At 50.8% G+C, this 26,893-nt stretch carries 20 protein-coding genes and 3 tRNA genes; 11 read left to right on the forward strand and 12 right to left on the reverse strand.

What is annotated here, in order from left to right:
• Positions 1 to 252 precede the first annotated feature (252 nt).
• Positions 253 to 1,161 carry an acyl-CoA thioesterase gene (locus JOD55_RS07870; RefSeq protein ID WP_204399466.1) on the forward strand — a complete coding sequence of 303 codons (909 nt, stop codon included), beginning with the start codon at positions 253 to 255 and terminating at the stop codon, positions 1,159 to 1,161.
• 94 nt (positions 1,162 to 1,255) lie between these two features.
• Here JOD55_RS07870 and JOD55_RS07875 read toward each other — a convergent pair whose 3' ends face one another.
• From JOD55_RS07875 to JOD55_RS07895, 5 genes are all read right to left on the reverse strand, one after another.
• A complete protein-coding gene (locus JOD55_RS07875; protein ID WP_204399467.1) occupies positions 1,256 to 1,456 on the reverse strand; it encodes a hypothetical protein in 201 nt (66 codons plus the stop codon).
• A gap of 60 nt (positions 1,457 to 1,516) precedes the next feature.
• Complete coding sequence (gene ettA / locus JOD55_RS07880) at positions 1,517 to 3,199, reverse strand: energy-dependent translational throttle protein EttA (RefSeq protein ID WP_204399468.1); 1,683 nt, start codon at positions 3,197 to 3,199, stop codon at positions 1,517 to 1,519.
• Positions 3,200 to 3,357: 158 nt separating this feature from the next.
• Positions 3,358 to 3,933 (reverse strand): single-stranded DNA-binding protein, encoded by a 576-nt coding sequence (locus tag JOD55_RS07885; RefSeq protein ID WP_204399469.1) that lies wholly within the window; start codon positions 3,931 to 3,933, stop codon positions 3,358 to 3,360.
• 206 nt (positions 3,934 to 4,139) lie between these two features.
• Entirely contained in the window at positions 4,140 to 5,660 is a 1,521-nt protein-coding gene (locus tag JOD55_RS07890; RefSeq protein ID WP_204399470.1) for a GTP-binding protein, read from the reverse strand.
• A gap of 6 nt (positions 5,661 to 5,666) precedes the next feature.
• A complete protein-coding gene (locus JOD55_RS07895; protein ID WP_204399471.1) occupies positions 5,667 to 7,223 on the reverse strand; it encodes a GTPase in 1,557 nt (518 codons plus the stop codon).
• 162 nt (positions 7,224 to 7,385) lie between these two features.
• Between JOD55_RS07895 and JOD55_RS07900 the strand changes: the two genes are divergently transcribed.
• The 3 genes from JOD55_RS07900 to JOD55_RS07910 all read left to right on the forward strand — a co-directional run bounded on the left by JOD55_RS07900 (position 7,386) and on the right by JOD55_RS07910 (position 9,660).
• Positions 7,386 to 7,458: transfer RNA gene (locus JOD55_RS07900), tRNA-Arg, on the forward strand.
• A gap of 86 nt (positions 7,459 to 7,544) precedes the next feature.
• Positions 7,545 to 8,204 carry an oligoribonuclease gene (gene orn / locus JOD55_RS07905; protein WP_338022231.1) on the forward strand — a complete coding sequence of 220 codons (660 nt, stop codon included), beginning with the start codon at positions 7,545 to 7,547 and terminating at the stop codon, positions 8,202 to 8,204.
• Positions 8,205 to 8,493: 289 nt separating this feature from the next.
• The gene (locus tag JOD55_RS07910) at positions 8,494 to 9,660 is read left to right on the forward strand and encodes an IS1249 family transposase (protein WP_338022164.1); all 1,167 of its coding nucleotides are present in this window, start codon (positions 8,494 to 8,496) and stop codon (positions 9,658 to 9,660) included.
• 169 nt (positions 9,661 to 9,829) lie between these two features.
• Here the strand turns inward: JOD55_RS07910 and JOD55_RS07915 are convergent.
• Positions 9,830 to 9,902: transfer RNA gene (locus tag JOD55_RS07915), tRNA-Lys, on the reverse strand.
• Between the two features lie 202 nt (positions 9,903 to 10,104).
• Between JOD55_RS07915 and JOD55_RS07920 the strand changes: the two genes are divergently transcribed.
• The 5 genes from JOD55_RS07920 to JOD55_RS07940 all read left to right on the forward strand — a co-directional run bounded on the left by JOD55_RS07920 (position 10,105) and on the right by JOD55_RS07940 (position 16,470).
• Positions 10,105 to 11,034: an ATP-grasp domain-containing protein gene (locus JOD55_RS07920; protein WP_204399472.1), complete on the forward strand. Its 930-nt coding sequence runs from the start codon at positions 10,105 to 10,107 to the stop codon at positions 11,032 to 11,034.
• Positions 11,035 to 11,213: 179 nt separating this feature from the next.
• A tRNA-His gene (locus JOD55_RS07925) sits at positions 11,214 to 11,288 on the forward strand.
• Positions 11,289 to 11,538: 250 nt separating this feature from the next.
• Positions 11,539 to 12,654 carry an IS1249 family transposase gene (locus JOD55_RS07930; protein ID WP_204397472.1) on the forward strand — a complete coding sequence of 372 codons (1,116 nt, stop codon included), beginning with the start codon at positions 11,539 to 11,541 and terminating at the stop codon, positions 12,652 to 12,654.
• A 332-nt stretch (positions 12,655 to 12,986) separates the two neighbouring features.
• Positions 12,987 to 15,701 (forward strand): DUF3516 domain-containing protein, encoded by a 2,715-nt coding sequence (locus JOD55_RS07935; RefSeq protein ID WP_204399473.1) that lies wholly within the window; start codon positions 12,987 to 12,989, stop codon positions 15,699 to 15,701.
• 43 nt (positions 15,702 to 15,744) lie between these two features.
• Positions 15,745 to 16,470, forward strand: coding sequence for a YggS family pyridoxal phosphate-dependent enzyme (locus tag JOD55_RS07940; protein WP_204399474.1), 726 nt, complete (start codon positions 15,745 to 15,747; stop codon positions 16,468 to 16,470).
• 295 nt (positions 16,471 to 16,765) lie between these two features.
• Here JOD55_RS07940 and pflA read toward each other — a convergent pair whose 3' ends face one another.
• The 6 genes from pflA to JOD55_RS07970 form a co-directional block, all read right to left on the reverse strand.
• Positions 16,766 to 17,653 (reverse strand): pyruvate formate-lyase-activating protein, encoded by an 888-nt coding sequence (gene pflA / locus JOD55_RS07945; protein WP_204399475.1) that lies wholly within the window; start codon positions 17,651 to 17,653, stop codon positions 16,766 to 16,768.
• A 68-nt stretch (positions 17,654 to 17,721) separates the two neighbouring features.
• Positions 17,722 to 17,973: an autonomous glycyl radical cofactor GrcA2 gene (gene grcA2, locus JOD55_RS07950; RefSeq protein ID WP_204399476.1), complete on the reverse strand. Its 252-nt coding sequence runs from the start codon at positions 17,971 to 17,973 to the stop codon at positions 17,722 to 17,724.
• Positions 17,974 to 18,069: 96 nt separating this feature from the next.
• Complete coding sequence (gene pflB / locus JOD55_RS07955) at positions 18,070 to 20,136, reverse strand: formate C-acetyltransferase (protein ID WP_204399760.1); 2,067 nt, start codon at positions 20,134 to 20,136, stop codon at positions 18,070 to 18,072.
• A gap of 368 nt (positions 20,137 to 20,504) precedes the next feature.
• The gene (gene cimA / locus JOD55_RS07960) at positions 20,505 to 22,115 is read right to left on the reverse strand and encodes a citramalate synthase (RefSeq protein ID WP_204399477.1); all 1,611 of its coding nucleotides are present in this window, start codon (positions 22,113 to 22,115) and stop codon (positions 20,505 to 20,507) included.
• Positions 22,116 to 22,230: 115 nt separating this feature from the next.
• Positions 22,231 to 23,370 (reverse strand): branched-chain amino acid aminotransferase, encoded by a 1,140-nt coding sequence (locus JOD55_RS07965; protein ID WP_204399478.1) that lies wholly within the window; start codon positions 23,368 to 23,370, stop codon positions 22,231 to 22,233.
• A gap of 134 nt (positions 23,371 to 23,504) precedes the next feature.
• Positions 23,505 to 24,560, reverse strand: coding sequence for a 3-isopropylmalate dehydrogenase (locus JOD55_RS07970; protein ID WP_204399479.1), 1,056 nt, complete (start codon positions 24,558 to 24,560; stop codon positions 23,505 to 23,507).
• A gap of 286 nt (positions 24,561 to 24,846) precedes the next feature.
• Between JOD55_RS07970 and JOD55_RS07975 the strand changes: the two genes are divergently transcribed.
• Positions 24,847 to 25,242, forward strand: coding sequence for a hypothetical protein (locus tag JOD55_RS07975; RefSeq protein ID WP_204399480.1), 396 nt, complete (start codon positions 24,847 to 24,849; stop codon positions 25,240 to 25,242).
• A 470-nt stretch (positions 25,243 to 25,712) separates the two neighbouring features.
• On the forward strand, positions 25,713 to 26,828 hold the full coding sequence (locus tag JOD55_RS07980; protein WP_204399481.1) for an IS1249 family transposase: 1,116 nt from the start codon (positions 25,713 to 25,715) through the stop codon (positions 26,826 to 26,828).
• The last annotated feature ends 65 nt before the right edge of the window (positions 26,829 to 26,893 follow it).

The raw sequence follows: 26,893 nt of genomic DNA on the forward strand, positions 1-26,893 counted from the left end.
CAAAGCTCCCTCGCTGCACTGGCGAAATCTCCGGATCAAATAACACGCAGGTACGCCATAACGGCCTAACTACAACTGTCAATAACTTTACTCAATCCATTTGTTTAAACCTAGTTAGAAACACATTTTCTGCTGTGCACATAAGCGGTAGTAGTTTTCGTTAGATTGTCTACACGTTATCGGCTCTTCAGGTGTTTTAACCTGCGCCAAGAAGTGGATAAAGTATAGGTATACCAGCAGGAGGAGAAGATAATGAGGATTTCCATTCCAACCTCAAATGATGAGCCTTTAGCATCTGTGCTCAACACTCTTCGTATGAGAATTAAAGAGAGCAACTGCTTTGAGGGGAGTAACCTGCCGCAATTTTCGGGTCGAGTATATGGTGGCCAAGTCTTTGCGCAGGCGGTCATTGCCGCCGCATCCAGCCTAAGTGAAGCAGGCATGCCCTCTCGTAATATTCACTCCATTACGGCGGCATTCTTACGCCCAGGTCAGATTGATGAACCCATCACCTTTGACGTCGAAGATGTGCTTGATGGGCGGTCATTCTCAACGCGGCGTATTTACGCATCTCAATTCGGCCAAACAATCTTTAGTGCCCGCGCCTCTTTTCAAGAACAGCAGCCCGGTGTTGAACATCAATCCGTTATGCCGAGCGCCCCTCCACCAGAAGAACTAGAATCTTCAGTTGCATATTTCGCTTCGCTTGACCTGCCTATTGCCCGTTTTATGAGTTCGACGAACGCTATCGATATGCGCCATGTCGACGGCGCGATCTGGACTCGACCACAAAAGAATCCATCGGATACTACCCTTTTGTGGTTCAAGCTTCGAAATCCGATGCCCAGCGAATCAAATCAGCTGCTACATCGTGCGATATTGGCTTATGCAACAGATCAATTCATGCTCGAACCGATCTTGCGCATGCACGGGATGTCGTGGCTGCACCCAGATCTTTCTCTCGCCACCCTTGACCATGCGATTTGGTGGCATCGCGACATCGACATGTCCGCCTGGGTACTTGCCGAACTCAGTTCTCCCTCTGCTCAAGGAGGACGCGGGTTATCGATTGCAAAATTCTTCCAAAATGGCCAGCATGTTGCCACCATGGCGCAAGAGGGCATGGTTCGTACGCGGAATCTTCCCAATTTGCCACAGTAACAATGACAGCTTGCCGTGATAGTGGTGTGGGGACAGTTCATCATTCTGAACTGTCCCCACACCGTATCGCATTGATTAGTGCAATATAGCGCTCTTACTGATTTCCCAGCGCAAAGCGTTCGGCTGAATCTTCGGGCGATTCTTCGAGGTAAGTGCGAACTGGCGCATCGAGGTCTTGCACCTGATCAGAATTCCAGTTCCTGATCATATATACAATCGCCACGATCATAGCCAGCGCGAATATCACTGCGCCGGCGATGAATATCGAAGACGTCACATTGTAGAGAAGTACCATGATTTTACTTGCCTATTCTCACTTTCAAGCTTCGGTTATAGCCTACAAGCTCAGCATTACTCAGTCACGTGTGAGCTTTCGGTAAGCCATTGAACTTGGGCGGGCAGCGTCAGGACCGAGGCGCTCGATCTTGTTCTTCTCATACGATTCAAAGTTTCCTTCAAACCAATACCAGTTGTGTGGCTCTTCCTCAGTGCCTTCCCAAGCGAGAATATGGGTAGCAACGCGATCAAGGAACCAGCGATCGTGGGTAATAACGACCGCGCAACCTGGGAATTCAAGAAGCGCATTTTCCAAAGATCCCAGCGTTTCGACGTCGAGATCGTTAGTAGGTTCGTCGAGCAAGATCAGGTTTCCGCCCTGCTTGAGAGTGAGCGCCAAATTGAGTCGGTTGCGCTCACCACCAGAGAGAACTCCTGCGAGTTTCTGCTGGTCTGCACCCTTGAAACCAAAAGCGGACACATATGCACGCGAAGGCATCTCAACGTTTCCAACCTTGATGAAATCAAGGCCGTCAGAAACCACTTCCCAAAGATTCTTATTTGGATCAATACCTGCACGGTTCTGATCAACATAAGAAATCTTCACAGTTTCACCGATCTTGAGGTCGCCACCATCGAGTGGTTCGAGACCAACAATCGTCTTGAACAGCGTAGTCTTGCCAACGCCATTTGGTCCGATGATTCCCACGATACCGTTACGCGGCAAAGAGAAAGAAAGATCCTTAATGAGGGTGCGATCGCCGAAACCTTTAAGCAAGTCTTTGGCTTCAATCACCACATTTCCAAGGCGTGGGCCTGGCGGAATCTGAATCTCTTCGAAGTCAAGTTTGCGTGTGCGCTCAGCTTCAGCAGCCATTTCTTCGTAGCGTGCCAAACGGGCTTTCGACTTCGCTTGGCGTCCTTTGGCAGATGAACGCACCCACTCTAGTTCTTCTTTGAGACGTTTTTGCAGCTTGGCATCTTTCTTGCCCTGGACTTGCAGTCGATCTTGCTTCTTTTCCAGGTACGTTGAGTAATTGCCCTCATACGGGTAAAGCTGACCACGATCAACTTCAGCAATCCACTGTGCCACATGATCAAGGAAGTAACGATCGTGCGTCACTGCAATAACTGCACCTGGATATTTTGCCAAATGCTGTTCGAGCCACTCCACCGATTCTGCATCGAGATGGTTAGTGGGCTCGTCGAGCAGCAACAGATCAGGAGCTTCCAAGAGAAGCTTACACAGAGCCACACGACGGCGTTCACCACCAGAAAGCACGTTAACAGGAGTATCTGGTGCCGGACAGCGAAGTGCATCCATAGCTTGGGCAAGTTGAGCGTCAAGATCCCATGCATTTGCTGCATCGATCTCGGTCTGGAGTTTGCCCATCTCTTCCATCAACGCATCAAAATCGGCATCAGGCTCCGCCATTTCTAAACCGATTTGGTTAAAACGCTCAACCTTGGCAAACATTTCGCCAGCAGCTTCTTGAACGTTCTCAAGCACCGTTTTGGATTCGTTGAGCGGCGGCTCTTGCATCAAGATACCTACCGAATAACCAGGCGAAAGTCGCGCTTCACCATTTGACGGCTCATCGAGACCCGCCATGATCTTTAGAATGGTCGACTTTCCTGCGCCGTTTGGACCAACCATACCGATCTTGGCACCAGGCAAAAAGGCCATCGTTACATCGTTCAGGATTACCTTGTCACCAACGGTCTTACGAGCCCGAACCATGGAGTAAATATATTCAGCCACGTTTCCTCATCATCTCTTGACGTGTCATGCATATTGCAGAGTTTTCCATAGTCAAGCCTAGCGAAAACGAGTCTTGAATCAAAGCCCATAATACGAAAGGCAACACCGCTGCTTTTCGCTTATGGGCTCAGATCCAATGTTCTATAGCAAGCCGATAGTTAGCTCACTCCAACGAGTAAACCTGCTGGATCCAAACCGCCGTCGTCTTGCTTATCGCCGTCGGAAAGTGGATCATGCGATTCTTCAGAATCGGCTACAGGCTGCAATATTGAACGCGCATCTGCCTCGTTTTGCTCTCGACCAACTTCCCATTTATTGGCTTCACCATCAATTTGAGGCAATGCCGCTTGTGAGGACTTCACGAACGAAGCAATACCATTATTCAGATCGATGCCCACTGAATCTGCCATGATGATATTCGAAGTTCGCGTTACGCCCTCTTTATCTACGTATGATCGCGTCACTAACCGCCCGCGCACGAGCAGTGGAGTTCCTCGGTGCACGCACATTGATACATTCCGCGCCAATGAACCGTAACACCGCACTGAGTACCATGTGGTATTGCCGTCTTCAAACTGACCCGATTTGCGGCTGAAGATGCGCGCCGTGACCCCAACGTTGACCACGACCGTAGAAATCCTAGTTTGGTTTCCATCGGCTGAATCTGAATTCGAATAGATGATCGGATCGTTTCCGGCCCATCCACGCACTGTTATTGTTGTTTCGTTCGACATATCGTCTCCTTAGAAAATGGAACTGACACGTCAAGTCTCAACGAAATAGAGTTTCGATTCAGCTAGCTCAAAAAATCTGTGGATAAGGTAGTCAAAACAAGCACTTGTGGACAACTACGTTATGTTAGCTACATCAAAGGCGACTACATCACGGCAGCTACATCAAAGACCGCTACATCAAAGCAGATGTCTCAAAAGCAACGATACTATGCCAGCTCCATCAGCACCTCGCGAGCGCACTGATGGTCAGTAACAACCACTTTTGGTCCAGCTACCAGGTGTTCTTCAAGAACTTGAGAAACTGCCAACGATACTGCTCGTGCGTATTGCTGGGAAAGACGCCGCGCTGAACGCCGATGCCACACTCGCGCCAACCACAAAACGCACAGTGCAAGTACCACGCTACCGAGCGCCGTCGCCACTCTCACTCCCACTGCATCGCTGGGAAAACTCAACACCGCTGCTACGCCACCACCGGTAACAATCAGTAAAGCAAGCAACAGCGTCATCCACAGCGAAAACTTAGAAAGCCGCGGCAGAGCCACACTTTTCAGCGCATTACCCACCGCACGACGCAACCTATCAGGTCCAGAAACACCAGCAACTAGCGCCGCCCGCCAGTCCTGGGGCATATTCTCACTAACGTGGTTCGTCCACGCATCTCGAATCGCAACCATCATCGTATGCGACGGCTGATCTGGGTAAACGTGAGCTGTATTCGCAAATTTCCCACCGGCGTCGGCAATCGACGCAACGACGGCCGGCACGCCCGAGGCGCGCACAACGCGATCAACCATCTCATCGAAGTCCTCACCCTCAAGATCAGGCTCCCGCTCAGCTAGATGCCTTTTCACCCGGGTGCTTATCGCCTCCAACTCAGCAAGAGCCGTCTGAGCAGCGAGAGAACTTGCCTGCACTGCCTTTTCCAGTTCCTGCCGCACCGGATCAAGACCCAAACGTTTCAAGGCCGAAACTGGATAAACTGGCACATTCCCAAGACCATCACGCTCTAATAAACCGCGCAAATCCTGCAATAATCGCTCAATATGTTCACTTGGCACAGTGTCAATATGGTTGAGCACCACGATCATCGACCCACTGCGTTGGCGCAAATTCTCCAGGTATTGCTGATGCAAGATCTGATCTGCATATTTTTGCGGATCAAGTACCCACACCAGCAGATCAATCATGGGGATCAACTTCCCCACCAACATCGAATGAGCCACCCGAATCGAATCGTGATCAGGCAAATCCAGGAGCACGAGGCCATTCAACTCCGAATCGTCAACAAGCACCGAACTGTGATTGATTCGTCGACTCTCTTCCACATCGAGGTAATCGAGCAACTTTGTGGCATCGATTCCCCAGGTACACGCTGTTGCGCGTTCTGTGGTGGGACGCAATTCCCCCGCATCAGCAAATTCGAAACCCGTGATCGCATTAAAAAGCGTCGACTTTCCAGATCCGGTTCCTCCAACCAAGGCAGCAACCGTCGTGCCAGAGCCAAATTCGGTGCGCTCACGCACCTGCTCGAGGTCTTGACGCGCCCGGCCAATAACCGCCGGGTTAAGGTACTGCGCACAGGCATCCAGTGCCTTCGTGAGTGCTACAACGCGACGCGCCACAGTTGCGTCGTCGGGCAGCGCATCAGCCGACGCCGGTTTCACGCCTTGCGTGGGGATAGACGCCGTTTGCACGTCTTTCGTTGGAATATTTGCCTCACGCATTTGCCCTCACTTCACGTAATTCACTAACTCGCTGGCACGCAGGCGCAACACAGCACTATTTCCAGAATTGAGCTCATTGAGCGGAGAAACATAAACCGCCACAAGTGCTTCCATCGCTTCGCGCACCACTTTCGCCAACGCTGCACGAGCTTCCCAAGCACTCTTTTCTAATCCGAGCGAGGCCGCGACCTTCATCGCACCCACAATACCACCTGCGGCCGAACCGATAATTGCCGCATTGCCAGCAGGCCCAAACCAGGCATTTTGTGGTGCAGTTTTGCCCAGCGCAGCTAGTTGTGCTTTCCACTCGGTCAGGGCACGACGCACGATCGCGTCTCGATCGAGGTTTTCTTGCGCCTTTTCCAGAAAGCGACGCGTGTCAACGACGTCGTTACGCCACGCATCGTTGATGGCATTTTCTGAGGCCACAAGCCCTTGAGTCAAAGCGACCTGTGCAGAGGTTAACACCGAATCGAAGAGCGTTGTAGCTGCGTTATCGCGTGAATCCGTGCGTTTGTGGAAAAGTCCAGGTTTTTTGCCCAGCACAAGAGGCGATAACGGCCCTCCTGTGGAAGCCAACGACAACCACGCAGTAGTCGGCGCGCCTTGGCCGAACCGACCTGCCGAGATATTGGTTGCCAGTTTCTCAATCGGCGCTTGCGCACCTTCAACTGCCTTATCTTTCAAATCGACGATGGCGTTTTCTTGCATCTCCACCACGTCCGCGAGATTGAGCAAATCGGCACGCAGCGTAGGCAATGTGGCGGCCGTTGTGCGATCGACGAGCGTATTTCCCATGCGCGATTTGGCGATGGCTACCAGCCATGATCGGAGTTCTGCCACAGTAGATGGAGGCAATGTGCCCGTCATAGGGCCTTGATCTGGAATTACGAAAAGTGGACTATCTTCAAGTCCCAATTCCGTCATGCGTCGCGTGAGATCGGCCCGCACCGGCTTCAGAGCGCGTTCTGACACACGGTTAAGAGCAACTGCGCACGTGAGGCCTCGACTGTGTGCCATATCGAGAATCGCCCAGGCGAGCGCATCGCCATAGCGGGCAGCCGTCGTCACAAATAACCATAAATCCGCAGAATCGAGCAGCCGGTTCGACAGTTCCCGGTTGGCGTCTTCGATAGAATCTAGGTCTGGTGCATCGATGACGACGATCCCAGGCAATGCGTGTTCGCTCACCTTATAAGTGCTAATCGTTTTTAGCACGTGTCTATCCATAGCAGCTGCATCAGCAGGGTGAATTAGTGCCACCGGCACTCGCGTCGTCGGCCGCAACACTGACGCTTCCGTGACCTCAGCACCCACCAAAGAATTTACAATCGTTGATTTTCCAGCGCCTGAGGAGCCACCCAACACAATAATCGCCGGCAAATCGGACGACTCAAGATGAGGTAAAATACGGGCCTCGAGCTGCGTCATTAGCTTCAGCTGCGCAGCCTTAATCTCGTCAGTTCCAGGCAAATCAAGTGGCAAATCCGTAGCGCGCAAGATCTGCAGAGTTCGGCGCACAAGATTTGCTAATTCAACACGATTGAAAGGAACGTTACTCACTCTTCTATTTGTACCGCATTTTCGGCAAAATATGTTTCTCATTGTGTATCTCCAGATTGTGCATCGTCAGACAGAGCGATGAATTAGTTCACGGTGCACAACTTAGAACCTGGTTAGCAGTTTCGCTACAAAAAAGGTAAATTGGTTGTTGATTTCGTGCTGGCCTCCATAGCTCAATGGATAGAGCACCAGACTTCTAATCTGTAGGTTGTGGGTTCGAGTCCCGCTGGGGGCGCTTATTCTCCCACCGAAACGTCGCTTTTCGGTGGGAGATTTTCATTTGCCGATTTGGTCGGCTTGTTCATTTGGTAGGCTTATTCAGTGAGTAATTTTTCTGCGCAAAATACACCTATTGTTTGGATTGACTGTGAAATGACGGGGCTCAACCTTGACGTTGATGCTCTAGTTGAAATCGCCGTCGTTGTGACGGATGCTGAACTAAATCCTCTTGATACGGGGCTTGACCTTGTAATCAAGCCATCTAAAGCGGCAGTTGAACAAATGAATCCTTTTGTTCGCAATATGCACACAACTACTGGTTTGATTGATGAGTGGGACGCCGGCTTGAGTATGGAAGAAGCCCAGGCACAGACCCTTGCCTATATTAAGCGTTTTGTGCCAGATGCTGGAAAAGCACCACTAGGTGGAAACTCAGTAGGAACCGACCGCACGTTCTTGGTGCGCGATATGCCTGAGCTAGTAGAGCACTTGCATTATCGAGTTATTGACGTCTCCTCGGTCAAAGAACTGGCAAAACGCTGGTTCCCACGCACATACTTTGCTGCACCAGAAAAGACGGGTAATCATCGAGCTTTGGGCGATATCTACGATTCGATCGATGAGATGCGCTACTACCGGTCCGTTTTATTCCCTGCAGGCGAAGGTCCAACTTCAGATGAAGCACGTGAACTAGCAGCTTCGATCACCGACGATCTCACCGTTGACCGCGCTAAACGGGCACATGAAGCACTGAATCGCTGAGACTGCTACTCGCCTACTGACTGTCTAGCTTGCCTACCGACTGTCTACCGCCCTCGGTAGCGTTGAATTCGGCGGCTTCATAGTTTTGGATGGCGTGGTGACATAGCGGCGGGCAATGTGGCGGCGACGCGGTATCATGGCAGCGATATCGCCATATGTGGGCTAAGCGCCAAAAAGCGTTGCTTAAGATCCGACTTTTCACTGGCATGGTAATGGAAAGTCGGTGTTATTGAGGTATAGGAGCTCTATACGGTAGGTTCCTTGACATGGCTTGGGTTATGTACTTTGGGTGAGAAAACGTAGTATTCGAGCCCGACGGTGTCCTTTATGTCAAAGCATGATGAAGAAAAACGGGAAGAACAAGTCCGGTACTCAACGCTGGTATTGCCCTGATTGTCGCTACAGTTCAACATCGCGCGATTACCGTCAACAACGTCAGCGTCAGTTTCGCCAGTTCCTTGCCTATGTCACGGACACCGCGCCCAGGCGCGTCCAAGGATCCTCGTTACGCACCTGGGACCGTACGCATGCCTGGTGCTGGCACACCAGACCCGCATGGCAGGTGACAGGCGAGGTATATGACCAGGTCTTTATTGACGGGACCTATATTCCCTATGGTTGGTGCATCTTGATCGCATCCACCACTAAGGGCGTGATCACTTATCAGGTATGCCAACGTGAAAACAAAGCCTCCTATACGGCTCTACTTTCACGTATCCCCGCTCCAATCGTGGTAGTCACTGATGGGGATAAAGGAGCACTAGGGGCGATTAGACAATGCTGGCCAGAAGCACGTATTCAACGCTGCCTTGTCCATATCCAACGCAATATTCGACGCGTGACAACCATCAACCCGAAAACCGATCAACACAAGGCTCTACACCAACTCGGACGCGACCTGACCCGCATAAACACAGCAGAGCACGCTATCACTTGGGTCAAAGCGTTAGCAGCGTTCCACCAGCTCTACGATGACTGGTTGGAAGAGAAAACATACCGCACCGATGTGTCCATCAGTGATATTCCCACTTTCGCAAGAAATAATAAGAAATGGTGGTACACACACTACCAGACCAGACGCATCATAAAATCTCTCGACCGATACGTCAAAGACCAGGTCTTGTTTACCTACCTCAGAGACGACCTAGACACAACCACTGTCCTTGCCTCGACGACTAATAAGCTTGAAGGTGGGATCAACTCGCCCCTGAAAGCTTTCCTTCACGCTCACCGAGGCTGGTCAGAAGAACACATGCTCACCGCAATCAATTACTGGCTATACACCAACAGTATCGACCCCAAACCCTTAGAAAGCTTCATCGACAACATCACGCAACCCCCAAAGCAACCAGTCCAAGAAGAACAACCCGGACCCGTCGAAATCGACACCACCATCAACCACGAACAACCATGGGAAGACAGCCTCCACATCCGAAAAAGCTGGGCCGGACGCTAACAACACGCCGTCAAAAGCAACGCATTTTGGCGCTTAACCCCCATATGTCGCCACATTTAGCTGCTGTGCAACCATTCTTTAGCTATGTCGCGACAGCGATAATAGCAGCACCGGCACAAAGGTCTTGACATAGCGAAGAGGCTCGCCGTGGAGCGAGCCTCTTCTTTCGTACACCGCCTGGGACTCGAACCCAGAACCCTCTGATTAAGAGTCAGATGCTCTGCCAGTTGAGCTAGCGGTGCGCAACGAGTTATAGCTTAGCGAACCGAATCGAAATTATGCAAGCTGACTGCACAAACTTCGCCTGTGACCTCACGCACAGCAACTCTCGTGCAAGGCGAATTACCATTTTCCCAATTCTCAGCGTCACATCGCATTTTATATCTCAGACCGATAAACTAAAGTCGAATTCCACATTCAAAAGCTATCTTGAAGAGGAAAAGCGTGTCTACACCTATCGTTACGCTCGCTACGAGCTCACAGTTCCCTAATCTTGACCCTGACGAGCAAGGTTTGCCCGACGCTCTACGCGAGCGTGGAATCGAACCACGCATCGCTGTCTGGGACGACCCAAGCGTCGACTGGAACGACGCCGGCGTCGTTGTCGTGCGTTCAGTGCGCGACTATGCCCTCAACCGGCAGAAATTCATAGATTGGGCACGATCGGTACCACGCATCCTCAACTCCGCCGAGACCATGGCCTGGAATACAGATAAGCACTACCTGCAGAGCCTTGCAAAACGCGGCTTACCCACTATCCCAACCATCTGGCTCGAGCCTGAACAAAACCTAAGCAAGCAGCAGATTCACTCTCGCTTCCCCGCGTCAGGTGATTTTGTTGTGAAACCAACCGTTTCTTCTGGTGGCCGCGGAACTGGCCGGTACACCTCTACGGACGCAGCTTCCCGCTCAGAAGCCATTGAACATGCAATGTATGAGCTATCTGAGGGGCGCTCGGTTATGGTGCAGCGCTACTTGGACGTCATCGACCGCCAGGGCGAGACTTCGCTTATTTACCTCAACGGCTTGGCATCGTACCAGGTAGAAAAAGAGCCGATGCTTCACCCTCGCTTCCGCTCCGCCAAGGACTCACATGTGGTTGATGAAGTTGCTCATCTCGCTGACGCTTCTGAAGAAACCTGGCGTTGGGGCGAAGAGATTCGCAAGGCTTTGCACGGATACATCAAAGACGTAACTGGACGCGATGAGCTGCTACTTTTCAATCGCGTTGACATCGTGCGTGGCGACGAACAATCCGATTCTGAGTTCTACGTGATGGAAGTTTCGCTGATCGACGGCTCGCTTTACTTAGGTTCCGACGACGATCTTGTGGGCCGTTTTGCTGATGCAATTCAAACCCGCATCTCATGGTGAGGCGCACAACCGACTAAAACCCGTGTGGGGTGGCTGCGCACGATTGAGCAGATGTGCGCAGCCACCCCACAAAAAAATTCAGCACCAACATACAGTGGTGACACTGATCACGGAGCTGAAATTATTCCCTGCACGCAAATACTTGATATAGTTTTTATTCGTTGCGAAAGCAATACATGGTGGCTATAGCTCAGCGGTAGAGCACCTGGTTGTGGTCCAGGGGGTCGCGGGTTCAATCCCCGTTAGCCACCCCAATAAAACACCAGCATTTCTTAGAAATGCTGGTGTTTTTGATTGTGTGCATAACACAACGGGCGTGTTAAGCGGGCTATAGGACAAATCGTGTTGGTTTTTGGGTGTGTTTTTGTTGGTGTGGTAAGCAATAGTCGGGTTTGAAGTCGGTTTGGCTCGAGTTTTTGGTTGGACATTTCGTGTTGGTTTTGGCCTGGTTTTTTGTTGGTATTGCGGGTGAAAGTAGGGTTTGAACTCGGTTGACTTGAGGGTATGGGAAATCCTCGTTGTTCATTGTGTGGTTCAGTTACCCAAAAGTGGGGCAAGAGTGGTTCTGGTCGGCCCCGATTCCGTTGTCTGTCGTGCCGGGCGAGTCAAAGTCGTTCTAATGATGTCACTGCTCGTTATTTCGCAGCTTTTCTCAATTTCGTGACCTCGGATCTGCGTTATCGGGATCTGCCTGGTCAGGGGCGAAATGCTCGGCGTCGATTCCACCAGTTTTGGCAGTTATGGCCAGTGAGTCCAGTTGTTGAGGAGGTTCATCACGTGGTTTTTGTGGATGGGATATATCTGTCACGCAAACTTGTTGTGCTGATCGCTTGTACGAAAACACATGTTCTTGGCTGGTATGTAGCACGTCGTGAGACAACGGCTGCGTGGCAAGCATTGTTTTCACGTATTGCACCACCAGATGTTGTTGTATGTGATGGTGGTCCAGGAATTGCTTCGGCTGTGAAAATTTCATGGCCCACTACCCGTATTCAACGCTGTGTCTTTCACGCTTTTAGCACTGTCAAGCGCTATACCACGAGCCGGCCACGTACTCGTGCTGGTGTTGAGCTTTATGGTCTTGCGAAAGACTTATTACACATCCACACGCGTGAGGAAGCGCTTGCATGGATGGGTCAGTTAGCGGTGTGGAATACGGCATGGAAGGCGTTCCTTGCTGAGAAAACTCGCCTTGCGAACGGTCAGATTGTTCCCACTCATGCACGGCTTATTCGTGCTAAAAATTCGCTTAATACTCTGGTACGTCATGGAACGTTATTTACCTATCTTGATCCGAGTCTGAGTATTGATGATGACCCGATTCCTGCAACGTCTAACCTGATTGAATCCCTGAACTCGCGTTTACGACATGTGTTGAGATCGCATCGTGGAATGCCGATCGATCACCAGGTCAAGACGATTTTATGGTGGTGTTATCAACACACGGAGTTTCCTAACACGCCAGCGCAGTTACTGGAAACTACCTACACGGATAGCCAAATCGAAGCCATGTTCACCCGAGCCAGTCACCACCATGCCCAAGAAGAAATCCAGCGATGGGGAACAGCAGCGAACTGGACCGATTTCCACCACAACGGCCAATGGCAAGGACCGGTATAAAAAACCAACACGATTTGTCCTATAACCCTGTTAAGCACAGGCGTACGCTGAACCGCGAGTACGCCTAACAGGCAAGCATACGTGACACACAACCGCGCACCTCGAACCTACAGGCACCTGCAACACACAACCGCGCACCTAGAACCCACAAACCCCTAAAACCTCCGCAAACCCCTACAGCACACCCCTGCACAACACGCACGCTACGGATTTTGGTGCTTTCCTGGCAACATCTCGATATATATCGAGATGTTGCCAAAACGCCCCAAAAATCGTCACCTCCCTCAAACATTCCCTCCGAAAACATCGCGGAAAACAGGTAAACTTGCTCTGTGGCTAGTTATTCCAAAGACCCAGATCCTCTCACAAATCATGCCGTATCCTCGGACGCAGCACTCAACGTGATTCTCGACGTGCTCGAAGACAAATACGGCACTAGTCCACACCCTGAAGCTATCCATGAGGCTTTTACTTCATGGGTAAATTCGACTGGAAAAACGATGTACCCCCATCAAGACGAAGCACTCCTTGCGATCGTCAGCTCAGATCATGTGATCGTTGCAACGCCTACCGGTTCAGGAAAATCCCTGATCGCGATGCAGGCTCTATTCACCGCTCTCGCCACAGGGCGCACTGCCTACTACACAGCGCCACTGAAAGCCCTTGTTTCAGAAAAGTTTTTCGATCTCATCCATCTTTTCGGTGCTCAGAATGTTGGAATGGTCACCGGAGACTCCGCTATCAACCCCGATGCGCCGATTATCTGCGCTACTGCTGAAATCCTGGCAAATATCGCGCTCCGTGAGGGAGAAAGAGCAGATGTAGGTATCGTCGTCATGGACGAATTCCACTTCTACGCCGATCCCCAGCGCGGGTGGGCATGGCAGGTACCTCTCTTGGAGCTACCCCAGGCGCAACACGTTTTACTCTCTGCAACGCTCGGCGATACCAGTTTTCTCGTCGAAGATCTCGAGAAGCGCACAAAACGCTCCGTCAGCATCATCGACGACGCCGTACGCCCAGTTCCATTGCATTTCACGTGGTCTGTAGATCCGATCCACGAAGTTATTCAAGATCTGGTGGCTACACATATGGCACCAGTGTACGTTGTGCATTTTTCGCAACGAGAGGCAGTCGCGCAAGCTCAATCTTTGCTACCGATGTCGCTCATCTCCAAGGAGCAAAAAGCCAATATTGCCCAAGCCTTAGGAAATTTCAAATTTGGTGCAGGCTTTGGCCAGGTACTTTCTAAACTTCTCCGCTCCGGCATAGGAGTTCACCATGCAGGGCTTTTGCCACGATACCGCCGCCTTGTTGAAAAACTCACGCAGCAAGGTTTACTGAGCGTAGTGTGTGGAACTGATACTCTCGGCGTCGGTATCAACGTGCCTATTCGCACGGTACTCATCACCTCGCTGGCAAAATTTGACGGCAATAAAATGCGACACCTCACTGCCCGCGAATTCCATCAAATTGCTGGTCGTGCTGGCCGCGCAGGTTTCGACACCGTCGGTTACGTGGTGGTGCAAGCACCAGAACACGAGATCGAAAATGCCCGCAGGCTGCGCAAAGCCGGAGACGATCCACTCAAGCAAAAACGCGTACAGAGAGTTAAACCCGAAGAAGGTAAGCTCCAGTGGTCAGAGAAAACATTCGAACAGTTGCGTGAGAAAAAACCTGAAACACTGCGTTCACAACTACGCATCAACCATGCAACAATCCTCAACCTCATGCAACGCCCTGATCCAGTGGCCGCAGCAACTCACCTGCTCACCGCCAATCACGAGCCGAAAACCGCGCATAACCAGCTCATTCGTCAGGCAATAGAGATTTACAGCTCCTTGCGGCTCGCAGGCGTAATCGTGCACGAAAATCGGCAGTGGCGGGCCGCTCATCCAGACGAACCAGCACTGCGCTTTGCGAAAGAAGTTCCTTCCGATTTCGCACTCAATGCACCTTTATCTCCTTTTGCGCTGAGCGCCTTAGATCTCCTTGACCCTCTTTCGCCAACTTACGCACTCGACGTCGTCTCGGTGATTGAGGCCGTCCAAGAAGAACCTACAGCCGTGCTCATTGCCCAGAAAAAGGTATTGAAAGGCGAATTAATTGGCAAGCTCAAAGCACAAGGAGTGGAGTATAACGAGCGTATGCAGCTCGCCGATGAAGTCACGTGGCCGATGCCGTTAGCGGATTTACTACAACCGGCGCTGGAGATTTACGCACAGACCAATCCTTGGGTAAAGAGTCATGATCTGAGTCCGAAGTCTATTGTGCGAGCGATGATTGAGGACGCGATGACGTTCTCAGAATTCGTCTCCCGCTATGATTTATCCAGATCAGAGGGGGTATTACTCCGGTATCTCACCGATACCTACCGCGCTATGCGTCAGATCATCCCTCTCGACGCTCGCACCGATGAGCTTGCAGAAATCATCTCCTGGCTCGGGCGTTTGGTGCGTTCCATCGATTCTTCTTTGCTCGACGAGTGGGAAGCCCTCGCCGATGGCCGCATCACTACCCAAGAGTTGGCGATGCTTGAGGCTAACGATTCGAGCGACGGCGAAGAGGGAGCGTTCGGCGCAGACGAAAATGGTCACGTATTATTTAGTCGCAATAAGCATGCACTTCGTACTGCCGTTCGCAATGCCATGTTCGCACGCATCGATGCTCTAGACCGCGAAGATTTTGAATTGCTTGACCATCTCGATGCCGCATCAGGCTGGAATTATGAGAGATGGGCCGACGCTGCCGACGCATATTTCGACGAATATGATTACGTAGGCACAGATACGAATGCCCGCTCTGAGCAGTTCTTCCAAATACTTGAAGATCCGTCTCTGGCTGATTTATTGCAAGCTGGCGCAGATGCGGACTTTGCAAGCGATATTCTCGAAACTCACCAACCTGGGCGCCTTTGGCTAGCGATTCAAATTATAGACGACGGTAACGACGATCGCGCTTGGGCAATCTGGGCGATTATTGACCTCGATGAATCTGATGCACACGATTCTCTTGCGCTGAAAATCATCAACGTAGGACCACGCTAAGCTCCTGGTCACCAAGCCAATGCATTGAAGGAGAGCAAAGCTGATGAGCAAAATCGATATAGAAGGAAATATTCGCGCAGTTCGCGACCGCATTCGCGAGGCCGCACTCGCCGCTGGACGTGAGCCTGGCGAAATCAAACTCATGCTCGCTGCTAAGTATCAACCCGTTGAGAACCTGATACGGGCGATGCATTGTGGAGAAACCCTGCTCGGGCACAATCTAGTACATCAACTTCAAGACTCTGAACGTGAGTTACAGACTCTCGAAGCGCCGTCGCATACCACTACCGTGATCGGTCACGTCCAATCCAACAAGCTCAGCTTAGCGATGACCTATGCGCAGCGTATAGACACCGTAGACTCGCTAAAATATGCGCAGCGCATCAATCGACGTCAAGAAGCACGCTGCGCAGCTGGAGAAGCAACGCAGCCTTACCCAGTGCTCCTCCAAGTTAATTCTTCCGCAGCTCCTACCCAGTTCGGTTGTGAGCCAAATGCGCTGCTTGATCTGGCACGAAGCGTGGCCGCTCTCCCCTACGTAACGGTGCAGGGGCTGATGACTATCGGTGCCAATTCCACGGATCCCGACGCCGTAGCCACGAGTTTCGCTACGACGCGCAGCCTTTTGATCGCGATGAACGAGATAGAGGGACTCGAAAATGCGCGGGAACTTTCGATGGGAATGACCAGCGATCTCGAGCTTGCGATAGCACATGGTTCTACTTTAGTGCGCGTTGGAACTGCTATCTTTGGAGCGCGCAACGTATAAGAACTTATCGGCAAGCCGCAACATGTGAATGAGCCACTACATACGCAATATGTAAACGAGCCGCAATACACAGACAAGCCAACGCGTAAACAATCTGCATTTAAATCGCCATTTAAGAGGGCCCGGACTCCGTTGTCCGGGCAGTGTCTCTACACAATTCAGAGTAGCCAGACATTACCTGGATCACAAATCCAAAACCAGTTTTGAGAAATGGTGCGATTTTCAATTGACTGTATTTCAATGCTCAATCATTGAGCAGGCATCATATGCTGAGATACAGTTAAGCGTTTGAAGATCAGTGTACAGTGAGTCCGCGCGCACGGAAAACGTCACGTACAGCTTCAGTTTCCTCGTTTGAAGGAGGGACGACGTCGTCAAGCTCGTACTCCATACCGAGCGTCTCCCATTTGTCGCGTCCCATCTGGTGGAATGGAAGCACTTCAACGCGCTCGACTGAATTCCACTGGCTCACAATATCTGCCACGGCGTTAATATTCTCTGGAGAATCCGTCAAAGTTGGGACGAGCACAAAACGAATCCAAATCGGCTTTCCGGCTTCCGAAAGCCGTTGCCCAAAACGAAGAGTAGGTTCAAGATTACGACCCGTCGTCTTCTTGTACACCTCAGGAATACCGCTCTTGACATCGAGAAGTACGAGGTCAACGTCGTTCATCATCTCATTCGTCAATGCAGTACCGAGGAAACCAGAGGTATCGATTGCGGTATGGATGCCCATTTCTTTGCATCCACGTAATAATTTAGCCAAAAACGCTGGCTGGAACAGCGGCTCGCCACCAGAGAAAGTGACGCCACCACCTGTTGCTCTAAATACGGAACGATAGCGAGAAATACGTGCTAGTAAGTCCTCGGTACGCACTGCGGTACCATCTCGCATCTTCATCGTATCGGGGTTATGGCAGTATAAGCAGCGCAGCGGACATCCAGCGAAGAACGTCGTCATGCGTGTACCTGGACCATCAACCGCAGTAACTAGTTCCCAAGAGTGAACAGATCCTACTTCACCAGCACGGACTGCCATCATCTGCTCCGTGTGGCTCATATGCCCAGCAAAAGTAACTCCAGAAAGCCCAGCACCACCGAGGCGCGGAACTTCAATCTCAAGTGGCTCGGGGCGGTACTCCCCTGTTGAGCCCTCAGTTGCCCGAGTTTTTAACGTGGTCATACCGCCCCGATCCTTGAAGTTATTTATCAATTTTCAATACGCCATCGAGTTAATGGCGTATCAGATTCTCACATTCCCTGGTGGAAAGTACGTGAGATAACGTCCAACTGCTGCTCGCGGGTAAGGCGAACAAAGTTCACTGCGTAGCCAGAAACACGCACAGTAAGCTGTGGGTACTTCTCTGGGTGCTCCATTGCGTCCTCAAGGGTATCGCGGTTGAGCACGTTGATATTTGCATGGTAAAGCCCCTGAATGCCACCTTTGGCTTCACGGCTTGCCTTCATTGAGGCTTCACGCTCTGCGTATGTTTTTGTTGCCATGAGATTCTCCTAAACGGTTTATTTAATATGTTTTCCCATAACCGATTTTAGTTGTTTGGCAGCATATTTTTGCTGCCAAACAACGTGTTTTCGGACTCAGTCTTGCTTGATGAAGCCAGCATCCATGATGCCAACTAGGTTTTCGATCTGCTCTTGCTGAGTGCGACCCAGCGAAGATGGAACGATAGTGTTGGTCAACGAGATACCGTCCAGAGCGTCGTCGTAATCGAGCTTTCCGACTGAAAGCATTGACGCGAGCATGCCGTGGGTATCAGCGCCATTCTCAGGGTTTGCACCAGGAGCAAACGGAGTTCCCGCACGGTGACCCGATGGGAAGTTACCAGTTGCCTTGCCGTAAACCACGTTAGAAGTGATCGTCAGTACCGACTGCGTTGGAATTGCATCGCGATACATCGGAATTGCCTTGATCTTGCTCATGACAGTGTGAACGATGGTCGCAGCGATGTCGTCTGCACGATCATCGTCGTTGCCATAGCGTGGGAAGTCGCCTTCCGTCTTGTAATCAACGATCAGACCTGTCTCATCACGAATCGGGGTGACCTTGGCGTACTTAATAGCCGAGAGCGAATCTGCCACGATGGAAAGACCAGCAATACCGCAGCCCATAGTGCGAACGATATCAGAATCGTGCAGAGCCATTTCCATAGCTTCATAGGCATACTTATCGTGGCTGTAGTGGATGATATTGAGCGCCTCAACATAGGTGCCCACTACCCAATCGAGCATATCTTCGTACTTTGCCCACACTTCATCGAAATCGAGCGCTTCGTCACCTTCGATTGGCGAGTAACCCTCAACGATCTTCTTGCCAGACATCTCATCACGTCCGCCGTTCATTGCGTACAAGAGAGCCTTCGCGGCGTTAACACGAGCGCCGAAGAATTGCATTTGCTTACCCACACGCATTGGCGATACACAGCATGCGATAGCAGCGTCGTCGCCCCAGTGGCAACGAATCTGCTCGTCAGCTTCATACTGGATCGACGACGTCTCAATGGAAACGCGCGCACAGAAGTTTTTGTAGCCAACCGGAAGCTTCTCGGACCAGAAAATCGTGATATTTGGTTCAGGAGCTGGGCCAAGGTTCATTAGTGTTTGCAGCAAACGGAACGAAGTCTTGGTTACGAGCGTACGGCCATCATCCGAGAAACCGCCGTCTGACCAGGTAGCCCAGTACGGATCGCCGGAGAAGATCTGATCATAAGCTTCAGTGCGCAAGAAACGAACGATGCGCAGCTTGATGACCAGGGCATCAATGATTTCCTGAGCTTCGGATTCGGTGAGAATTCCACGCTGGAAATCACGCTCAAAGTAGATATCGAAGAATCCAGACAGACGACCAAAGCTCATAGCAGCGCCGTCTTGGGACTTCACCGAAGCCAAATAGCCAAAGTAGGTCCACTGCACAGCTTCCTTGGCGGTGGTTGCAGGCTTAGAAATATCAAAGCCATAGCCCTCAGCCATGTGCTTGAGCTTCTTGAGAGCCTTGATCTGCTCCGAGTGCTCTTCACGGTAGCGTGCCCAGTGCTCAGAGAATGGCTGGTCTGCCACTGAATCACGAGCTTCAATCTTCTCATTGATAAGGTAATCCACACCGTAGAGAGCTACGCGACGGTAGTCACCAATGATGCGGCCACGGCCGTATGCGTCAGGCAAACCGGTAATAATATGCGATGAACGGGCAGCGCGGATACGCGGGGTGTAGATATCGAATACGCCCTCGTTATGAGTCTTGCGGTACTTGGTGAAGATCTCTTTGACGCGTGGATTGATTTCCTTGCCAGCTTCGTTAATAGCGGCTTCAACCATGCGCCAGCCACCATTTGGCATCATCGCGCGCTTGAGCGGGACGTCCGTTTGCAAGCCGACGATAACGTCGTCGTCTTCCGAAATATATCCCGGACCAAATGCGTCAACATCTGCTGGGGTGTCTACGTCGACGTCGTAAATACGCTTTTCGCGCTCAACCGAAAGGTACTTCTCATCAAGAGTCTTCCAAAGGTTGAGGGTTTTCTCAGTTGGACCAGCCAAGAAAGAATCGTCACCCTCATATGGAGTGTAGTTTTCTTGAATAAAATCACGGACGTTAATTTCTGATTTCCAAGTTTCTCCAGCGAAACCTTCCCAACCAGCAAATTGCATTTCATCTACCGATGTTTGACCTGCGTTCACGCTCACAGCGCTTCTCTCCTTAGATAAAGTTTTATCTGTACTTCCATACTAAGAAGCGGTCAGTGAAGTTACTAAAGCTCAGACGCAAATCACATTCTCATTTTGGTACATTTGCGACATTTCCGACATGTAGAAATTTTACATTTACTCTCAACAGGACTTATGACCCTTTGGTTGCTTGAGGCTCGTCACAACCAAGGCGATTTTTCCGCATAAAATCGACGCTTTCTAGTGATTTACTAGCAAAGAACGCCATCTAGGACTTATTGTGATATGGGTCAACATAAAAACTTAACACCCTCAATCCAAATAACTGCGCGGTATCTGACTTGTTAAGCTCAGCAATCAGGTGCAATTCCATTGCGCATCAAGCCACAAACATAGCCATCGATCAAGGCCTCCCATGAAGCTTCGATGACGTCGACCCCTACCCCAACTGTGGTCCAGTGTCCGGCATTATCTTTCAATGTAATTAAAACGCGCGTAATAGCACCCGTCCCTCGTGCAGAATCGAGAATACGAACCTTAAAATCTATCAATTCGAACGTCGATAGCAGCGGGTACACATTCTTCAAAGCCGTTCGAAGCGCAGAATCGAGGGCATCTACCGGCCCAACTCCTTCACCAATGCGCATAATCCGCCGACCGCCCGCATGAATCTTCACATTCGCCTCAGAATAGGTCTGCGATACATTGTGCGCTTGAGTTGCCACATGAGTAGACCATGATTCGATCTCAAAATAGCGTGGACGTTCCCCGAATACGATTTCTCTAATAAGCAACTCGAAAGAGGCATCAGCCGCATCGTAGGTATATCCTTGGGCTTCTGCGGTTTTCACACGATCCGTAATTTGCGCCAAGGCATTTTTATTCTGGCTCAAGTCAATTCCAAATTCCCGAGCCTTGAGTTCCACCGAGGCGCGACCAGCCATATCAGAAACGAGCATACGCATATCGTTACCGACGATCATCGGATCGATATGCTGATAAAGATCAGGATTGACACGTATTGCTGAAGCATGGAGTCCTGCTTTATGCGCAAAAGCGCAAACACCGATATACGGCTGGCGCCGAGCAGGAGAAATATTAGTAATCTCGGAGACGGCGTAGGCAACTTTCGATAAGTTGCTCAGCTGGTGCTCGGTGACCAACTCATAAGGTGTTTTGATCTGAAGATCCGCAACACAAGTAATGAGATTAGCGTTTCCAGTGCGTTCGCCATACCCATTTATCGTGCCCTGAATTTGCCGACACCCTGCATCTACAGCGGTAATCGTATTTGCCACTGCACAGCCGCCATCATCATGAGCATGAATGCCCAGTTGCGGAGCTTGCATACCATGTTCAAGCAATCTTAGTCGAAGATCGTAAATGGTAGCACTGATCGAAGAGGGCAGCGTACCGCCGTTGGTATCACACAAGATCACCCAGCTAGCACCAGCAGCAAAGGCCGTAGCCGCTGCCAAAGTGGCGTACTGCGGATCAAAGGAGAATCCATCAAAGAAATGTTCAAGATCGATCATCACTTCACGATTCATCTGACGCAGATACCGCACGGAATCAGAAATCATGCGCAAGTTTTCTTCACCTGTGGTACGCAGCGCCTGATCAACGTGACGTATATCAGACTTTGCCACCAGACACAGGATTGGAGCTTGCGAATCAACCAGCGCTGCGATCTGCGGATCCTCCTGGGGAGTTAAACCGACCTTGCACGTAGCCCCAAAAGCAACTAACCGTGCCTGACTCAGTGGATTTTTCTCTTTTAGCTGCTCGAAAAACGCCGTATCTCGCGGAATCGCACCCGGCCAGCCACCTTCGATATAGTCCGCTCCCATTGCCTCAATAATTGGAAGCAGCGCCACTTTATCAGCAACCGACAGATTCATGCCCTCTTGCTGCGCGCCGTCACGCAAAGTCGTATCGTAAACGAATACTTTTTCTGCCATGTTCTACCCCAATTACACCCTATTTACCTGCGCCGTTTACCCGCACGGTTGCGGACGCACAGCGCGATGCGCCTGAACCTGATCTGCGATCAGCTACCCTACCTGCGTGCCCGCATCAAGCGATCTGATACAGCCACCCATATGAATCTTCTCTGGTACCAAGCTGAATCGACGTCAGTTCATCGTATATACGCCGGGTTATCACGCTGCTGGGAAGAGTGAGATCAAAATTTTCACCCGCAATTCTGCCAATTGACGTAACTACCGCAGCCGTTCCACATGCGAACATTTCTTGTACATCGCCCGATTCAATCCCCTCAAGGAGCGACGATAAGCTGATCGTACATTCCTCAACGGCAGTCCCCTCTTCTTCCAAGAAGCGTATAATCGACGAGCGTGTGGCGCCAGGCAAGATATTGCCGGTCAGTTGTGGAGTTTTGACGCTTCCGTCTTTTAACACCACAAAAACATTCATTCCACCGAGTTCATCGAGATTCGAGTTTGTGGCTCCATCAAGGAAGAGTACCTCGTCAAAACCGCGATGATGAGCATCAATCTTAGGAAGCAAGGAAGCCGCATAGTTACCGCCGGTCTTTGCATCTCCCATTCCTCCCGGACCAGCACGATGATACTTTTGATCAACCCAGACGGCGATCGGCTTAAATCCGTTAGGGAAATATGGCCCCGACGGCGACGCAATGACCACGTATTCGTAGCGAGTCGCGGCCCGTACCCCAAGGAAAGATTCCGAAGCGAAAATAAATGGACGCAAATATAACGATGCGCCCTCACCATTAGGCACCCATCGTTGATCAGCGCGCACCAGATCGACTATCGAAGCAATAAAATCCTCAATTGGTAGCTCCGGAATAGCCAAGCGCGCACCAGAATAATTGAGCCGTGCACCGTTATAGCTCGGGCGGAAAGTCCAGATAGTTCCGTCGTCGTGCCTATACACTTTGAGGCCTTCAAAAATTTCCTGGCCATAATGCAGAACCGACGCACCGGGATCGAGCGAAATTGCCCCATACGGTTCGATCACCTTGTTGTGCCAACCGGATTCAGCAGTCCACGTAGCACGCGCCATATAATCTGAAAAATCGACTCCAAAACCTAAATGGTTCATGACCTGCGCATACTCGTCATCAGATTTGAGATGGTCGTGTTTTTGTAGCACAAACCGACCCGCTAGCTGATCTGCCGCAGGCAACTTACGAGCCGCCTGAACCTCAAGCTCGGTCTCTTTATGTGCCATATTGTTTCACCTCTCCACATTTAGGGAGTCCATATATTAGGAATCCGCCCACTAGTAGTCGCGATCATGCGCACTTTTTCGATACGTTATTTATTCTACTGCGACGCTCGGGCCAAAAATCGTGACCATTTGCTTTAGAGCAGATTCAAAATATCGCGCCCGATCTGGCTGGTGCTGCGTACAAGCCTTTTTCCTGCTGCGCCAGCTTGTGCTCGTCGTCTCATATCATTTTCAACAGCAACATTAACCGCGCCTGCAAGCTCTGGGTATCCCAAAAAATCGAGCATCATTGCCACAGAGAGTATCGTCGCAGTCGGATCGGCTTTTCCGGTGCCAGCGATGTCTGGAGCAGAGCCGTGAACAGGTTCAAACATCGACGGATACTCTCGGCTAGGATTAATGTTTCCCGAGGCAGCAAGACCAATTCCTCCGGTTATTGCCCCAGCTTCGTCAGTGAGAATATCGCCAAAGAGATTGTCGGTCACGATCACATCGAAACGTTGCGGTTCTGTGACCAGGTAAATTGTTGCCGCGTCGACGTGAATATAATCAGTGACGACGTTCGGGTACTCACGCCCAATTCGCTCCACCGTGCGGCGCCACAGATGCCCAGCATGCACCAGCACATTGTGTTTATGCACGAGTGTGAGTTTGTTTCTCCTTTTTACAGCCTGTTCAAAGGCAAAACGAACCAAGCGTTCAACACCAAACGCCGTATTGACCGATACCTCAGTGGCGATTTCCTGAGCAGTTCCGACGCGAATCGCTCCGCCGTTTCCGCAGTACAAGCCCTCGGTTCCTTCACGCACGACGACGAAATCCACACCTTGCGGGTTCGCCAACGGGCTCGCCACGCCGTCGTAATAACGCGAGGGACGAAGATTGACGTAATGATCCAGCTCAAAGCGGAGTTTGAGCAGTAATCCACGCTCGAGGAGTCCCGACGGCGTGGATGGGTCGCCCACCGCACCAAGCAAAATCGCATCTTTGCGCTTGATACTCGCTAGTTCGTCGTCGGGAAGTACATCACCCGTGCGCTGCCAACGCTTTGCGCCTAGATCGTAAGTCGTTTCGTTGAGCACGACGCCGGCGCGATCAGTTACGAAACGAAGCACCCGCAGGCCCTCATTCACAACTTCCGGACCGATCCCATCACCGGGAATTACTGCTAAATCAATACTTTGCTCCATAACGAAAGCCTAAAACACCGACCACAATTTGATACTGACATTTCAAAATACGAGAAGCAGGGGGAATTTATTCATTTTTTGTTTTCATCACAATCTATGGTTTGATTATGTTAATAATACAAATACGATAAGAATAGGCATTTGAATGAGCACTCGTCACAATAGGAAAAATCCCGCGCAATTCTTACAGTCCTTCTGACGGTGCCCAGTTTAATAGTCGGCCTATCTACAAATAGCACCGCATTTGCCGCGCAAACTCCGGGCTGCCGATGGAACGACTGCGCACGTGGATCTGGGTGCTGCCACTGCGTTTAAGCTGGGTGCAACTACGCGTACGATCGCGGCAGGAGGCACAGATCGCTACACTATCTTTGTTAAATACCAGCTCACTGGGTCTATTGACGAGCTTAGCAAGTGCGCAACAACGCCCACTGCTGGGCAGGGACTGTTCAATACTGCAAAGGTTACCTGGACGGCAAACGGCACGCCGACGGTGAGCTCGTCCAGTTCAGCTTGTTTAGATCCGAGCACTGTTGTAGTACCTGCGCCTGCGGAGCCGACAACTGCTGGGTCGACAACTGCGGGGCCGACGCCGCCAACACCCGTTCTCGATGATGACTCCAGTGCGAGCGCGCCAGCTTCGAAGTTGGCAAGCACTGGAGGGGCGAATATCAATGCGTAGGCAGTACTTGGTCTTATGTCGGTCTTTGGTGGCGGGGTTGTGGTCGTAATCGGAGGCGCGGCCAGACGCCGGGCGTTGGCGGTTTAACCATGCTGGCCTCGCGATTTAATATTTCACAAATCAATACAGAAAACAGTTGACAATTCAAAGTATTCGAACTTATGATTGATCCATAACTGATTCTCAGTAAGCTACACCAAGTTTGTGTAGTCGAATGCTAAAGGCATTTATTGCTTAGTCGGGCGCTTCTGGCGCCCGACTTTTTTGATTTTAAAATTCGTCAATTTTTTTGGGCTATAGGACAAATCGTGTTGGTTTTTGGGTGTGTTTTTGTTGGTGTGGTAAGCAATAGTCGGGTTTGAAGTCGGTTTGGCTCGAGTTTTTGGTTGGACATTTCGTGTTGGTTTTGGCCTGGTTTTTTGTTGGTATTGCGGGTGAAAGTAGGGTTTGAACTCGGTTGACTTGAGGGTATGGGAAATCCTCGTTGTTCATTGTGTGGTTCAGTTACCCAAAAGTGGGGCAAGAGTGGTTCTGGTCGGCCCCGATTCCGTTGTCCGTCGTGCCGGGCGAGTCAAAGTCGTTCTAATGATGTCACTGCTCGTTATTTCGCAGCTTTTCTCAATTTCGTGACCTCGGATCTGCGTTATCGGGATCTGCCTGGTCAGGGGCGAAATGCTCGGCGTCGATTCCACCAGTTTTGGCAGTTATGGCCAGTGAGTCCAGTTGTTGAGGAGGTTCATCACGTGGTTTTTGTGGATGGGATATATCTGTCACGCAAACTTGTTGTGCTGATCGCTTGTACGAAAACACATGTTCTTGGCTGGTATGTAGCACGTCGTGAGACAACGGCTGCGTGGCAAGCATTGTTTTCACGTATTGCACCACCAGATGTTGTTGTATGTGATGGTGGTCCAGGAATTGCTTCGGCTGTGAAAATTTCATGGCCCACTACCCGTATTCAACGCTGTGTCTTTCACGCTTTTAGCACTGTCAAGCGCTATACCACGAGCCGGCCACGTACTCGTGCTGGTGTTGAGCTTTATGGTCTTGCGAAAGACTTATTACACATCCACACGCGTGAGGAAGCGCTTGCATGGATGGGTCAGTTAGCGGTGTGGAATACGGCATGGAAGGCGTTCCTTGCTGAGAAAACTCGCCTTGCGAACGGTCAGATTGTTCCCACTCATGCACGGCTTATTCGTGCTAAAAATTCGCTTAATACTCTGGTACGTCATGGAACGTTATTTACCTATCTTGATCCGAGTCTGAGTATTGATGATGACCCGATTCCTGCAACGTCTAACCTGATTGAATCCCTGAACTCGCGTTTACGACATGTGTTGAGATCGCATCGTGGAATGCCGATCGATCACCAGGTCAAGACGATTTTATGGTGGTGTTATCAACACACGGAGTTTCCTAACACGCCAGCGCAGTTACTGGAAACTACCTACACGGATAGCCAAATCGAAGCCATGTTCACCCGAGCCAGTCACCACCATGCCCAAGAAGAAATCCAGCGATGGGGAACAGCAGCGAACTGGACCGATTTCCACCACAACGGCCAATGGCAAGGACCGGTATAAAAAACCAACACGATTTGTCCTATAACCCATTTTTTTCTTCGAAATTCACACATTTGCATAAGATA

The organism is Arcanobacterium pluranimalium, from assembly GCF_016907845.1.
GTDB lineage: Bacteria > Actinomycetota > Actinomycetes > Actinomycetales > Actinomycetaceae > Arcanobacterium_A > Arcanobacterium_A pluranimalium.

Coding starts and splice junctions, on each gene's coding strand:
- JOD55_RS07940 (WP_204399474.1), top strand. CDS start 15,745: ATGAGCAAAATCGATATAGAAGGAAATATTCGCGCAGTTCGCGACCGC.
- JOD55_RS07885 (WP_204399469.1), bottom strand. CDS start 3,933: ATGTCGAACGAAACAACAATAACAGTGCGTGGATGGGCCGGAAACGAT.
- JOD55_RS07970 (WP_204399479.1), bottom strand. CDS start 24,560: ATGGAGCAAAGTATTGATTTAGCAGTAATTCCCGGTGATGGGATCGGT.
- JOD55_RS07980 (WP_204399481.1), top strand. CDS start 25,713: ATGGGAAATCCTCGTTGTTCATTGTGTGGTTCAGTTACCCAAAAGTGG.
- JOD55_RS07875 (WP_204399467.1), bottom strand. CDS start 1,456: ATGGTACTTCTCTACAATGTGACGTCTTCGATATTCATCGCCGGCGCA.
- JOD55_RS07870 (WP_204399466.1), top strand. CDS start 253: ATGAGGATTTCCATTCCAACCTCAAATGATGAGCCTTTAGCATCTGTG.
- pflB (WP_204399760.1), bottom strand. CDS start 20,136: ATGCAATTTGCTGGTTGGGAAGGTTTCGCTGGAGAAACTTGGAAATCA.
- pflA (WP_204399475.1), bottom strand. CDS start 17,653: ATGACCACGTTAAAAACTCGGGCAACTGAGGGCTCAACAGGGGAGTAC.
- cimA (WP_204399477.1), bottom strand. CDS start 22,115: ATGGCAGAAAAAGTATTCGTTTACGATACGACTTTGCGTGACGGCGCG.
- JOD55_RS07965 (WP_204399478.1), bottom strand. CDS start 23,370: ATGGCACATAAAGAGACCGAGCTTGAGGTTCAGGCGGCTCGTAAGTTG.
- grcA2 (WP_204399476.1), bottom strand. CDS start 17,973: ATGGCAACAAAAACATACGCAGAGCGTGAAGCCTCAATGAAGGCAAGC.
- JOD55_RS07890 (WP_204399470.1), bottom strand. CDS start 5,660: ATGCGTGAGGCAAATATTCCAACGAAAGACGTGCAAACGGCGTCTATC.
- JOD55_RS07930 (WP_204397472.1), top strand. CDS start 11,539: ATGGGAAATCCTCGTTGTTCATTGTGTGGTTCAGTTACCCAAAAGTGG.